The following is a 15,942-nucleotide window of genomic DNA, read 5'->3' as shown; positions in this document are numbered from 1 at the left end:
TTTTTCCTTCTCTAATGTTTTGATCTTATTGAACTACCCAGAATAATATTTTTGCTAAAAGTGACAATACAATTATTGTCGATCCACGTGTTTTTAATGCGGTTTTTAGTGTGTTTTATGAAAGCTTAATTTTTTTTACTCCTGGCTGAAGAGAAAACTGAACCTTTCTAGCAAAGAAACTAGATGATTTAGAGTATTTTTTTGTCACTAATGTTGGTAGATTTGGCCCAACTTGTAGTCAATTGTATTATTTTAAGTAATTGATAATCATCAATATGCGATATTTTGTTGTTTACTTATTGGTTATTTTGCTATATATTAAATGTCACAAATTATTAAAAAAATGTAATTATGATTTTATTTATATGAGAATTGCCCTTAAATTTGTTCTGTGACAGAAAAAGAGGATATCTTGTTTTGTCACATCCCCCCCCTTGAGTTTTCTTCAAAATTAGGTGATAGGTATGGCCACTGGAGTCATATTAATCTACATACACAAACACTTTGAACAACACATTTCCTTTCTTTTACGCTACCAATTCGTGTAGTGTAATTACTATCTAAGGTGGTGTGTTAAAAAACGGTTCTACTGATAAAGTAGGATTACAATTTTGGCATTTCAGTTGCTATCAAGGAATTTTCGTGATTCCATGATAGCCTGTCTGCATATAGGTGTACATCTCATAAATGGCACCAAAAGTTTTAGGAAAGAACACAACAACACAAAGCTAAACCATGGTTAATCATTACACTGTGCCTGCTGCGAAAACACCAAACTGGTACCTTCTGGTCCTCTGTTTGGTTGTCCCATTTTTGGGCTTCTCGCAAAATGCTCCGGCTTCTACCCTCAACAGCGCTACGCTGCAAGGGGCTTGTGAAGATTTGGAGATTCTTAACGTAAGCTGGGCCAACGAATCCGAGTGTGAGGCTGCTGACGGTCAACTGTACTTTACAGTTGCGGATCAAGCAGGCTTTGCCGCGCAAACGTACACCCTACAGATGGCCTTCGGGACGAAAGTTAAGACCGTTACCGGCCTGACTACAACCGATGGACAACTCACCTTGTCGGGGCTGTATCCTTCGCGTTATGCTGATTTTCAGCTTATCAGGGAGTCGGATAATTGTACCTCTGCTACCTTCGAGCGTGCTTATTTAATTGAGCATGCTTGTGACTTTACGGTAGGTCGGACCTTCTGTGGGACAGGTTTCATTAGCCACACCAACTGTGATGGCGAAACGGTAACCATCTACAGAAACAACATTTCTCCGAGCACTTACATCTACACGGATAATGATTATCTGGGATGTATCGCTCGTGTGAGTAGTAGTTGTAACGTAGAGATGTCAGAGCGTGTAATGTGTTTGGATTATAACAAAACAGCTCCTACACCAGGTAATGGTTATAACTATGGTGATGTTACTTTCACCAGAGTTGTTGGCGCCTCAAACGCCGGCTATTCTAACCTTACGGCTGAGCGCATCAACTGGATCATTTGCCATGGTGAATCTAGTGGGTATACGCGCACTCAAGTGAACCAGGCGATTTGGTATGTCACCAATACGAGTAGTACGAGCAATCAGCTTGCCACAAATGCAATAGCAGCGGTGACCAATAGCAACCTTACTGGTGTGGCTAGCCAAATGGTGTTCTTCTTACCTAACTTAAGTCATATCCAACCGTTTGTAGATTACATTTGTTTGTCAGCACCCCAAGGTGATTGTAGTGTAGTGGTTCGCGCCAAAGGAAATTGTGGAGGTGAGCAAATCCAACTGCAACTAAATGGTACTGCGGTACAGACTTGGACATTGACCACCTCATTGGCTAACTATACCTACACGGGCTTTACAAATGGTCAGCAGATAAAAGTGGCCTTTATCAATGATGGCACTACAGGTAGTGGTTGTGATAAAAATGCTTTCATCGATTACATTACGGTGGGTGGAACGACCTACCAAACTGAAAGCAGTGCAACGAGAACCGGTTGTGGTGATACCCAATGGTTGAACTGTAATGGTAATTTCAATTTCGGAAATAGAAACTGTTCTAACCCAACCCTTCCTACAGGCCCAACCAATTACGCTTTTACTTGCGATGATTATGTAGAAGTAGGGGTCTCAGGCGTGGGTGTGAATTGTAATGCTACCCCCAACGCACAAGTAAATATTACCAACCCGTCCAATGTATACCAAGTCGTTGCAGAAGTGGTTTACAAAAATCAATACCCTGGAACCAGTGTTCAGATTTTTGATAATGCGGGCAATACCTACTGGATTCAGCAGGTCGATATTTCAGGAGCAAGTAGTAATGTTTATGTATATCGTGGCTTGATAACCAATAACCCTTCTTGGATAGGTCATAATTCAGCTACTGGAAGTTGTGCCAGTAACAATGGCCTTCAGTCTTTAGTCGTTTATCCTTTCCGTAATACGACAATAAAAAGATCCTCTAGTGGTACCTTTACGGCCATTAGCGGATATTGTAATTTACAAACGTTCACTATTCCTATCCCTACTGATGTTACTTCTCGTAATATCACCGTTTCTCTACCCATCTCAGAGTTGACGACGGATGGACGTTTTCTTACCGTTCGTGCTACGGCTGGCGGTGTAACAACTACCGAAACCATTTATGGTCCGGACAATGGTTGTTGTTTAGCAGTTGTTGATCTTACGCTTGCGAATGTACCTGGAAGTACAACCCAAGTGAGTATCGAAGTAGATACGCGTTCTTCCTCTAACCCTAATGGTAGTGGTTGTGGCCAATCATGGGTTATTGCTGGTTTGGTACACGCCGATGTCGAGTGTCCAAACTTAGGAACAGACTACGGAGATGCGCCAGCTTCTTACGGCAGCATTTGCTACACCATTAATAACAGCAACGGCAATCCTTTCTCTCCAACCCGATTGGGCGACATGGTCGACAGTGATGACAGTAGTCAAAACTCTGCTGATGCCATGGGTGACGACAATGATGCCAATGGTGATGATGAGGATGGTGTAATTTTTGTCGGTGGTGCCGACCTCCAGGGAGGAACGACCAAGCAGATCACCCTAAGCTGGAGTTCTAATGACATGGAAGGCCACATTTACGGCTGGATCGATTGGAACCGTGATGGTGATTTCGATAATCCTTCCGAGCGTGTTATTAACAACTTTGTTGTGGGTTCTAATAACAACCGCTCAACGGGCACCCATACCTTCACCATCAACGTTCCTAATAACGTAAGCTGTGGTACTTCTTTCGCTCGTTTTACCATCCAAAGCAGTGTCAACGAAGGTGGCCCTACGGGCAACTTCTGTAGCACCCTTGACGCGAATCAGGATGGTGAAGTGGAAGATTACCAAGTTAACCTCCTCGGCGGAATCAGTGTCACTACTGGTCCCGACGTAGCCATTTGTGCAGGTAGCAATGTGACCATCCAGGCTTCGGCTTCTAATGGTGTTGCGCCTTACACTTATGCATGGGACAATAACCTGGGCAATGGTGCCAGCCACGTAGTATCTCCTGTTGCTACCACCGCTTATGGGGTGACGGTAACCGATGCGGCGGGTTGTACGGGTGTTGACCAGATTGTTGTCACGGTTAACCCTAATCCTGATATTTCTATTTCCAAAACCAATGCATCTTGTGGGCAGAACAATGGTTCAGCTACCGCAAGTGCTACCAGTGGTACTGCTCCTTACACCTTTATGTGGAGTAGTAGCTTGGGTACTGGTGCCACTAAAAACAACCTCGCTCCAGGCACTTATGGTGTCACCGTATTGGATGCGAATGGCTGTTTTGATATTGGCTCAGTGACCATTTCTGGCAGTGGTGGTGTAACGGTTAATGCGGGTTCAGATGAAACCATCTGTGCAGGCGAAAGCGTAAGCCTGGTCGCTGTTGCAAATGGCGGAACTGCTCCTTACACCTTTAGCTGGAACAATGGCCTCGGCAACGGCGCAACCAAAACGGTAAGTCCTACCGCTACGACCACTTACGTGGTAACGGTGACAGATGCCAACGGTTGTACCGATACCGACGAAGTAATTGTTGCGGTTAATCCTAATCCATTGGTCAATGTCGCTTGTGCGGATGATCCTATTTATCTGAGATCAATTTCCAATAGTGCTCAAACTTGTGGGTCTAATGTCTATGGGTTCTATACGGGGTCTTTGGTGAGTAACTTTACCAGCCAGCCACACTGGAGTGTCGTTTCGGGTTCCTTCCAGGAATTTGCTAATGGTACAGCAGTAGCATCTATGCAGGTGGTAAATAATGGCAATGGTAACCTTGTCTTTAATATCAAGACCGTATTCCGTGGGCGTACTTTTGTTGCTCCAGCAGGTAGTCCAAAGGAAAATGCGCAGTGTATTGGTGACCTAAACAATAGTGACTGGTACTACTATCCCGAATTAGAAGCTACAATGACTGGTGCTGGTGCTCTTACCGGGGCAGTCGTTAAGTTTGTTCGCACCGGACCTTCTTTCCAGATGGGTACGGGAGCCAACTTAAATGATGCAGCGGCATTCGGAGGTTCAGGCTGGTTAACTTTTGATGTGCTTAGTCACCCAAACACTGGTGGTACGTTGAATGACGATACTTCAGGTGACTTCAATTTCAACCTTTCCGGAATTGCGCTACTCAATACCAATCCTGAGTGTTTGACCATCTGTCTTGGAGAATCAACAACCCTTACGGCCAACATCGTAGATGGTGACAATATCTCCTACTTGTGGAGCAACGGTTCTACTGCTTCTTCCATCAACGTAAGTCCTGCTGTAACCACCACTTATGGGGTGACCGTTACTGATGGCAATGGTTGTACCGATGAAGATCACGTAACCGTGACCGTGAACAAAGCCGCTTGGGATGAAGTAAGCCTGGTGAGCAACGTCTCCAATTGTGAAGGCAACTGTGACGGTGTCATCTTTGTGGATGCCAACTTCAATACTACAGGAGAGTACCGCATCGAATACACCTACAATGGTCAGGTGGTTCAGGTGCCAGGTACCTTTACCTCATTGGCTGGTTTCCATTTGAATGGTCTTTGTGCGGGTACTTATTCTGATATCACAATCATTGGTGTCCATACTGGCTGTGAAGCCATTTGGCCTGAGGATATCACTATTACGGAGCCAAATGCACCTACTGCTAATGCTGGTACAGATGAGACCATCTGTGAGTGTGTTGGTGAGCCTATTAATAATGACTTCTCCTCTATCACAGGTATTTTCAATGCTTTTGTTGAAGGTAATACCGTATTTGTTAATGGTGATTCAGAAGGCCCCGTAGCATTGGGTGGAAACCTAAACCTTCAGGGAGCTTACAATTTAGCATTACACACTGCGGGTAATTTTGTTGCTTCTGGAGATGCTAACCCAACGGCACTGGTTATTGGCGGTCGTGTCATCTACACTAGTGGCAGCGGCGTTAATGTATTGCAAAATGGCTACGTAAAACTTGGAGATGGTACCGGGTCAAATGTTATTGATAACATCGGATCTAGCATTGTCAACACCAGAATAACTCCTGGCGGCTATGATACAACGCCAGCGGTATCATTGGCTACCATGCAATCTGAAAGTAGCGTCCTACAAAGTGGCGTTATTAATTTCGGTAGTGCGTTTAGTGCTTTGCGTTCTTTCTCTTCTAGCCTGGCCTCTCAAGTAGCTAACACTACTTATAGCGGAAGTGGAACGATTACCATTAACCTAACTCCAAATACGACAAACTACCTAACCTTATCTGCTGCTGAACTGAGTGGTATTAACCAAATCATGTTTAATACGCCTCCAAGCAGTAGTACTTTACTTATTATAAATGTTGATATAAGCGGCTCTGTAAACTGGAATGTTCCTAATTTCTCAGGAGTTGGAAATGAGTCAGGTACTCATATCCTGTGGAATTTTGGTAACGTAGCTACCTTGAATCTCAATGGTGCACAAACGTTACTAGGTACGGTTTTGGCTCCTAATGCCAATGTAACCAAAAACACTCCCGCTAATATTGAAGGACAATTAATTGCTGCAGCCTATACTCACGTATCAGGAGAATTACATAACCGTCCATTCAGTGGAGGGATATCTACCAGCGAATGCGATGACGCAGGTCGCAACGTCACACTAACGGCTACCGGAGGGGGATCTTATGCCTGGAGCACAGGTGAAACAACCGCTTCTATTCAGGTTTCTCCGCTTACAACTACGACGTACTACGTTACGGTGACCAATAGCGAAGGCTGTTCTGATGTGGATGATGTTACCGTATTTGTAACGGATGCCCCTGAGGTTTCTATCGATCCCATTGCCCCACTATGTGTCGACGGTGGTACTGCTTCCTTGTCTGCTACACCTGCGGGAGGATCGTTCTCTGGACCAGGGGTGAGCGGTAATGTATTCAATCCGGCTGCCGTCGGTCCTGGATCATATACCATTACTTATAATTACACTGGAAATGGATGTGATCTTTCTGCGACAACTACTGTTGTTGTTGTGCCAGTTCCTGAGGTAATAATTGAAGCAGTCGGTCCATTCTGTGTTGGTAGCGATCCAGTACAAATTTACGCAAGCCCAGCCGGTGGTGTTTGGGGTGGTAATGTGAGTACTACGGGAATGTTTACACCAACATCAGCTGGTACTTTCCAAGTTTCCTACACCTTTACAAGTACTGAAGGATGTGTGGATAGTAAGCAAATTTCGATTACTGTCAACCCAAATCCTACGGTAGACGTAGTAGGAGTTGATGCTACTTGTGGCGACAACAACGGCTCAGCCACAGCTACAGCCACTGGTGGAACAGCAGCTTACACCTATGCGTGGAGCAATGGCGCTACAGGCGCGACCATCACTGGCCTTGCCCCAGGAACGTACACCGTTACGGCCACCGACAACAAAGGCTGTACGGGCGTAGGTAGTGTAACGATTGAAAATATCGGTGGCCCAACAGTTAATGCTGGTACAGACCAAGAGGTGTGTGCAGGTACCGAAGTGACCATCACAGCAGTTGCCACTGGAGGAACTGCACCATATACTTACAGCTGGAACCAGGGCTTAGGCAACGGCGCTAGCAAGACCTTCACGCCAACGGCTACCCTCAACTACACGGTGACCATTACGGATGCCAACGGTTGTACGGCTACAGATGTGGTACGAGTAACCGTCAATCCTAACCCTACGGTAGACGTAGTAGGTGTAGATGCTACTTGTGGCGACAACAACGGTACCGCTACAGCTACTGCCACTGGCGGAACGGCTGCTTACACCTACGCTTGGAGCAACGGTGCAAGCGGTGCAACGATCAGTGGCCTTGCGCCAGGTGTTTACACCGTTACCGCCACCGACAGCAAAGGCTGTTTCGGTGTAGGTAGTGTAACCATCGACAACATCGGCGGCCCAACCGTAGATGCTGGCAACGACGATGAAATCTGTTTTGGCGAAAGCGTAACCCTTACGGCTACGACAAGCGGTGGCACCTCCCCAGTAAGCATTACCTGGATGCCAGGTAACCTAAGCGGAGCAAGCATCATCGTTAGCCCTACTTCAACGACCACTTACACGGCCACGGCAACAGATGCCAATGGTTGTGTAGCTACCGACCAGGTAGTAGTAACCGTCAATCCTAATCCTACGGTAGATGTAGTAGGTGTTGATGCTACTTGTGGCGATAACAACGGCTCAGCCACTGCTACAGCCACTGGTGGAACAGCAGCTTACACCTATGCGTGGAGCAACGGCGCTACCGGCGCGACCATCACTGGCCTTGCCCCTGGAACGTACACTGTTACGGCCACCGACAGCAAAGGCTGTACGGGTGTGGGCAGTGTAACGATCGAAAATATCCCTGGCCCAACGGTTAATGCCGGCATGGATCAGGAAGTATGTGCTGGTACGGAAGTGACCATCACAGCAGTTGCCACTGGCGGAACTGCACCAATTACCTACAGCTGGAACCAAGGTTTGGGCAACGGCGCTAGCAAGACCTTTACCCCAACAGCTACCCGCAACTACACGGTGACCATTACGGATGCCAACGGTTGTACGGCTACAGATGTGGTACGAGTAATCGTCAATCCTAATCCTACGGTAGACGTAGTAGGAGTTGATGCTACTTGTGGCGACAACAATGGTACCGCAACAGCTACTGCCACAGGCGGTATGGCAGCTTACACCTACGCTTGGAGCAACGGTGCTACCGGTGCAACGATCACTGGCCTTGCCCCAGGTGTTTACACCGTTACTGCCACCGACAGCAAAGGCTGTTTCGGTGTAGGAAGTGTAACCATCGACAATATCGGCGGCCCAACCGTAGATGCTGGCAACGACGATGAAATCTGTTTTGGCGAAAGCGTAACCCTTACGGCTACGACAAGCGGTGGCACCTCCCCAGTAAGCATTACCTGGATGCCAGGTAACCTAAGCGGAGCAAGCATCATCGTTAGCCCTACTTCAACGACCACTTACACGGCCACGGCAACAGATGCCAATGGTTGTGTAGCTACCGACCAGGTAGTAGTAACCGTCAATCCTAATCCTACGGTAGATGTAGTAGGTGTTGATGCTACTTGTGGCGATAACAACGGCTCAGCCACTGCTACAGCCACTGGTGGAACAGCTGCTTACACCTATGCGTGGAGCAACGGCGCTACCGGTGCGACCATCACTGGCCTTGCCCCCGGAACGTACACCGTTACGGCCACCGACAGCAAAGGCTGTACGGGCGTAGGCAGCGTAACGATCGAAAATATCCCTGGTCCAACGGTTAATGCCGGCATGGATCAGGAAGTATGTGCTGGTACGGAAGTGACCATCACAGCAGTTGCCACTGGCGGAACTGCACCAATTACCTACAGCTGGAACCAAGGTTTGGGCAACGGCGCTAGCAAGACCTTTACCCCAACAGCTACCCGCAACTACACGGTGACCATTACGGATGCCAACGGTTGTACGGCTACAGATGTGGTACGAGTAATCGTCAATCCTAATCCTACGGTAGACGTAGTAGGAGTTGATGCTACTTGTGGCGACAACAATGGTACCGCAACAGCTACTGCCACAGGCGGAACGGCTGCTTACACCTACGCTTGGAGCAACGGTGCAAGCGGTGCAGCGATCACTGGCCTTGCCCCAGGTGTTTACACGGTTACTGCCACCGACAGCAAAGGCTGTTTCGGTATAGGTAGTGTAACCATCGACAACATCGGCGGCCCAACCGTAGATGCTGGCAACGACGATGAAATCTGTTTTGGCGAAAGCGTAACCCTTACGGCTACGGTGACCAATGGTACCCAACCATTCAACATTGTTTGGATGCCTGGTAACCTCACCGGTGCTTCCATTACTGTTTCACCAACCGCAACAACAACTTATACAGTAACCGTAGTTGATGACAATGATTGTCAGTCTTCTGATATTGTAGAGGTAGTAGTTAATCCTAATCCTGCTGTGACAGCAGTGGGTACTGATCCTAATTGTGATCAAAACAATGGAACTGCTACAGCTACGGCTAGCGGCGGTACTCCTCCTTACTCCTATGCTTGGAGCAATGGCGGAGCGACAGCAATGATTACTGGTCTCGCACCTGGTGTGTACACAGTGACGGTAACGGATAGCAAAGGTTGTACCGGACCAAACAGTACTGCTACGGTTACTATCAACGAAGTAGCTTGTGCTTCTCTCGGTGATTTCGTTTGGGAAGATCTCAATGGCAACGGTATCCAGGATGCTGGCGAACCTGCTGTTGAAGGCGTTACCGTTAATCTGAAAGATGCTGATGGTAACATCATCGATAATACCACGACCAATGGTGTTGGTTTCTACGAATTTACCGACCTGGAGCCAGGCGATTACAGCGTACAGTTTGTATTGCCTACAGGTTACCAATTCACGACCGCCAACCAAGGCGGAAACGAAGCGCTTGATTCTGATGCCAATCCTGCCATGAACGGTATGACGGAAGTCGTAAGCCTCATGTCTGGTGATAACTATCCTGATCTTGATGCTGGTCTGACCACTTACGACCTGGCCTTGAACAAGGACATCAATAGCGGTACGCCTGGGCCTTACGCTCAGAACAGCCCCGTTGATTTCAATATTACCGTAACCAACGAAGGAAGCCAGGCTGCTGCCAATGTAGTTGTAACGGATCGCGTTCCTGCTGGTCTGACGATTACTGGTTTTGATGCCAACGGCACTTCCGTAATCAACAACGGCAACGGTACCTATACCATTCCTTCCCTGGCGATTGGCCAGACGGTAACTTTCATTGTGAAGACTACGATTGACAACAACTTCCAAGGTACCTCCTTGGTGAATGTTGCTGAGATCACGGTGGATAATGGTGATGATACCGATTCTACACCAGATAACGAAGTTCCTGGTGAAGATGATCAGGACGACGAAGAAGTTCCTGTTAGCCAAACGGCTTCTATCGATATTGAGAAAGCTACCAACGGACAAGATGCAGATAATGCTCCTGGAGCAATTATCCTTGTACCTAACACTCCGCCAACGGTAACCTGGACTTACGTGGTAACCAATACCGGCACCCTTGACCTGGTGAACGTTCAGGTGAATGATGACCAGGAAGGCTTTATCGGAACGATTCCGTTCCTTGCCGCTGGTGCATCTCAAACCTTTACCCGCACGGGTTCTGCAATGCGTGGACGCTACACCAATATTGCCGATGTAGTAGGTACCCCTGTTGATGAAAACGGTAATCCAAACGGTGATCCTAATGTCACGGACAATGATCCGTCGAATTACACCGGCGTATTTATCAACATTGACAAGGAAGCAGATCGCGATGAGATTTGTGCTGGCGAAGAAGTAAACTTCAGCCTCACACTACGTATCCTTGGCGGTATTGATGGTATTCAGTTGCGCAATATCAGCGTAACGGATTCTAACCTTCCGAACGATTTGATGCCGTATGATGCCTTCTTCGACGCAGCGAGCGACCTGAATGGCAACGGCTTTGTTGATTTCATTGATAACAATAATGACGGTGAATCTGACGAAGAATTCGTTTGGAACTATACACTGTCTTACTTGGAAACAACCACCAACGAAGCCGAAGACATGGCAGAAGTTTGGTACGTTGATCCTGTTACTGGTGATGAATTTTTGGTAGGCAACGCCATGAACATGGACGCGGTAACCGTTACGGTTAACCAGGATTTATGTGCTGGCTTGGGCGACTTTGTTTGGGAAGATCTTGATGCCGACGGTATCCAAGATGCTGGCGAGCCCGGCATCGAAGGAGTAACGGTAATGTTGTTAGATGGTGATGGCAATATGCTGGACCAGACAACGACGAACGGCGTAGGTTTCTACCAATTCCTTGAATTAATTCCTGGCGATTACATCGTTAAGTTCACTGCTCCTGCTGGCTTCGAAGCAAGTCCTGCAAACGAAGGCGGTGATGATGCGCTTGATAGTGACGCCAATGAAACCACTGGCCAAACAGGTACCATTAACCTGGCTGCTGGTGAATATGATAATACCAATGATGCTGGTTTCTACCAGCCTGCTAGCCTAGGCGACTTCGTCTGGTTAGACGCAGATGCAGACGGTATCCAGGATGCTGGTGAAGAAGGCATCGAGGGCGTAACGGTGATGTTATTGGATGGTGATGGCAATATGCTAGACCAAACGACGACGAACGGCGTAGGCTTCTACGAGTTCACCGGCCTTACGCCTGGCGATTACATCGTTAAGTTCACTGCACCTGCCGGCTTGAACGCAAGCCCTGCGAATGAAGGTGGTGATGACACGCTAGACAGTGATGCAGATGAGACCACCGGTCAAACCGGCATCATCAACCTGGTTAGCGGCGAGAACGATCCTACGAACGACGCTGGTTTCTACGGCGATGCTGCTCTAGGCAACTTCGTATGGGAAGACCTTGATGCCGACGGTATCCAAGATGCTGGCGAGCCTGGCATCGAAGGCGTAACGGTGATGTTGTTGGATGGCGATGGCAACATGCTAGACCAGACGACGACGAACGGCGTAGGCTTCTACGAGTTCACCAACCTTACACCTGGCGATTACATCGTTAAGTTCACTGCTCCTGCCGGCTTCGAAGCAAGCCCTGCTAATGAAGGTGGCGACGATACACTGGACAGTGACGCCAACGAGGCCACTGGTCAGACGGGTGTAGTCAACCTCTCAACGGGAGAAATTGACAATACGAACGACGCTGGTTTCTACCAGCCTGCAAGCTTGGGTGATTTCGTATGGGAAGACCTTGATGCCGACGGTATCCAAGATGCTGGCGAGCCTGGCATCGAAGGGGTAACAGTGATGTTGTTGGATGGCGATGGCAACATGCTGGACCAGACGACGACGAACGGCGTTGGCTTCTACGAGTTCACCGGTCTTACACCTGGCGATTACATCGTTAAGTTCACCGCACCTGCCGGCTTCGAAGCAAGTCCTGCCAATGAAGGTGGTGACGATACCCTGGACAGTGATGCAGATGAGACCACTGGTCAGACGGGTACCATTACCCTGACGAGCGGAGAGAACGATGACACCAACGATGCAGCGTTCTACCAGCCTGCAAGCTTGGGCGATTTCGTATGGGAAGACACCGATGGTGACGGCGAGCAAGATGCTGGCGAGCCCGGTGTAGAAGGTGTAACGGTTAACCTGAAAGACGCTGATGGCAACATCATCGACATGACGACGACCGATGGCACTGGTGCCTACGAGTTCACTGGCTTGACACCAGGCGAGTACAGCGTACAGTTTGTACTACCTGCGGGTTACGAATACACGAATTTGAATGCGACAGGCAACGAAGCTACGGACTCAGATGCCGATCCTGCCATGGATGGTATGACGGAGAGTGTAGTGTTGGCGTCTGGCGATAATAACGAAGACCTGGATGGAGGTCTTTACCAGCCTGCTAGCCTAGGCGACTTCGTCTGGTTAGATGCAGATGCAGACGGTATCCAGGATGCTGGTGAAGAAGGCATCGAAGGGGTAACGGTAATGTTATTGGATGGTGATGGCAATATGCTGGACCAGACGACGACGAACGGCGAAGGCTTCTACGAGTTCACCGGTCTTACGCCTGGCGATTACATCGTTAAGTTCACTGCCCCTGCCGGCTTGAACGCAAGCCCTGCCAACCAAGGTGGCGACGATGCACTGGATAGTGATGCAGATGAGACCACCGGCCAAACCGGCATCATCAACCTGGTTAGCGGCGAGAACGATCCTACGAACGACGCTGGTTTCTACGGCGATGCTGCTTTAGGCAACTTCGTATGGGAAGACCTGGACGCTGATGGTATCCAAGATGCAGGCGAGCCTGGCATCGAAGGCGTAACGGTAATGTTGTTGGATGGCGATGGCAACATGCTAGACCAGACGACGACGAACGGCGTAGGCTTCTACGAGTTCACCAACCTTACGCCTGGCGATTACATCGTTAAGTTCACTGCACCTGCTGGCTTTGAAGCAAGCCCTGCCAACCAAGGTGGCGACGATACCCTGGACAGTGACGCTAACGAAGCCACTGGTCAGACGGGTGTAATCAACCTCTCAACGGGAGAAATTGACAATACGAACGACGCTGGTTTCTACCAGCCTGCAAGCTTGGGTGATTTCGTATGGGAAGACCTTGATGCAGACGGTATCCAAGATGCAGGCGAGCCTGGCATCGAAGGCGTAACAGTGATGTTGTTGGATGGCGATGGCAACATGCTGGACCAGACGACGACGAACGGCGTAGGCTTCTACGAGTTCACAGGTCTTACGCCTGGCGATTACATCGTTAAGTTCACTGCACCTGCCGGCTTCGAAGCAAGCCCTGCCAATGAAGGTGGCGACGATACCCTGGACAGTGATGCAGATGAGACCACTGGTCAGACGGGTACAATTACCCTGACGAGCGGAGAGAACGACGACACCAACGATGCAGCGTTCTACCAGCCTGCGAGCTTGGGCGATTTCGTATGGGAAGACACCGACGGTGACGGCGAGCAAGATGCTGGCGAGCCCGGTGTAGAAGGTGTAACGGTTAACCTGAAAGACGCTGATGGCAACATCATCGACATGACGACGACCGATGGCACTGGTGCCTACGAGTTCACTGGCTTGACACCAGGCGAGTACAGCGTACAGTTTGTACTACCTGCGGGTTACGAATACACGAATTTGAATGCGACAGGCAACGAAGCTACGGACTCAGATGCCGATCCTGCCATGGATGGTATGACGGAGAGTGTAGTGTTGGAGTCTGGCGATAATAACGAAGACCTAGATGGAGGTCTTTACCAGCCTGCTAGCCTAGGCGACTTCGTCTGGTTAGACGCCGATGCTGACGGTATCCAGGATGCTGGTGAAGAAGGCATCGAGGGCGTAACGGTGATGTTATTGGATGGTGATGGCAATATGCTGGACCAGACGACGACGAACGGCGTAGGCTTCTACGAGTTCACCGGTCTTACGCCTGGCGATTACATCGTTAAGTTCACTGCCCCTGCCGACTTGAACGCAAGCCCTGCCAACCAAGGTGGCGACGATGCACTGGATAGTGATGCTGACGAGATGACCGGTCAGACGGGCATCATCAACCTGGTTAGCGGCGAGAACGATCCTACGAACGACGCTGGTTTCTACGGCGATGCTGCTCTAGGCAACTTCGTATGGGAAGACCTGGACGCCGACGGCATCCAGGATGCTGGCGAGCCTGGTATCGAAGGAGTAACGGTGATGTTGTTGGATGGCGATGGCAACATGCTGGACCAGACGACGACGAACGGCGTAGGCTTCTACGAGTTTACTGATCTTACCCCTGGCGATTACATCGTTAAGTTCACTGCCCCTGCTGGCTTCGAAGCAAGCCCTGCCAATGAAGGTGGCGACGATGCACTGGACAGTGACGCTAACGAGGCCACCGGTCAGACGGGTATTATCAACCTCTCAACGGGAGAAATTGACAATACGAACGACGCTGGTTTCTACCAGCCTGCAAGCTTGGGTGATTTTGTATGGGAAGATACCGATGGTGACGGCGAGCAAGATGCTGGCGAGCCCGGTGTAGAAGGTGTAACGGTTAACCTGAAAGACGCTGATGGCAACATCATCGACATGACGACGACCGATGGCACTGGTGCCTACGAATTCACTGGCTTGACACCAGGCGAGTACAGCGTACAGTTTGTCTTGCCTACTGGTTACGAATACACGAATTTGAATGCGACAGGCAACGAAGCTACGGACTCAGATGCCGATCCTGCCATGGATGGTATGACGGAGAGCGTAGTGTTGGAGTCTGGCGATAATAACGAAGACCTGGATGGAGGTCTTTACCAGCCTGCTTCTTTAGGCGACTTCGTCTGGTTAGACGTTGACGCAGACGGTATCCAGGATGCTGGTGAAGAAGGCATCGAAGGGGTAACGGTAATGTTGTTGGATGGCGATGGTAACATGCTGGATCAAACGACGACGAACGGCGTAGGCTTCTACGAGTTCACCGGCCTTACGCCTGGCGATTACATCGTTAAGTTTACTGCCCCTGCCGGCTTGAATGCTAGTCCTGCGAACGAAGGTGGTGATGACTCGCTAGACAGTGATGCAGATGAGACCACCGGTCAAACCGGCATCATCAACCTGGTTAGCGGCGAGAACGATCCTACGAACGACGCTGGTTTCTACGGCGATGCTTCTTTAGGTGACTTCGTATGGGAAGACCTGGATGCTGACGGTATCCAGGATGCTGGCGAGCCTGGCATCGAAGGCGTAACGGTGATGTTGTTGGATGGTGATGGCAACATGCTGGACCAGACGACGACGAACGGCGTAGGCTTCTACGAGTTCACCAACCTTACGCCTGGCGATTATATCGTTAAGTTCACTGCCCCTGCTGGCTTCGAAGCAAGCCCAGCGAACGAAGGTGGCGACGATACGCTAGACAGTGATGCCAACGAGGCCACTGGTCAGACCGGT

The 15,942-nt window shown here is 49.3% G+C and carries 1 protein-coding gene (only partly in view); it reads left to right on the top strand.

Annotation, left to right across the window (positions count from 1 at the left end; genetic code table 11):
• Positions 1-735: 735 nt before the first annotated feature.
• Positions 736-15,942, top strand: the 5' portion of a protein-coding gene (locus tag AB0L18_RS05140) for an SdrD B-like domain-containing protein (RefSeq protein ID WP_367391505.1). It continues 14,016 nt past the right edge of the window; 15,207 of the gene's 29,223 nt are visible here — the first part of the coding sequence; the start codon lies at positions 736-738; its stop codon lies beyond the right edge, outside the window.

The sequence above is a fragment of the Lewinella sp. LCG006 genome (genome assembly GCF_040784935.1).
Lineage (GTDB): Bacteria > Bacteroidota > Bacteroidia > Chitinophagales > Saprospiraceae > Lewinella.
Note: the sequence above shows the minus strand (reverse complement) of the source record. Positions and strands in the feature narration are given on the sequence as shown.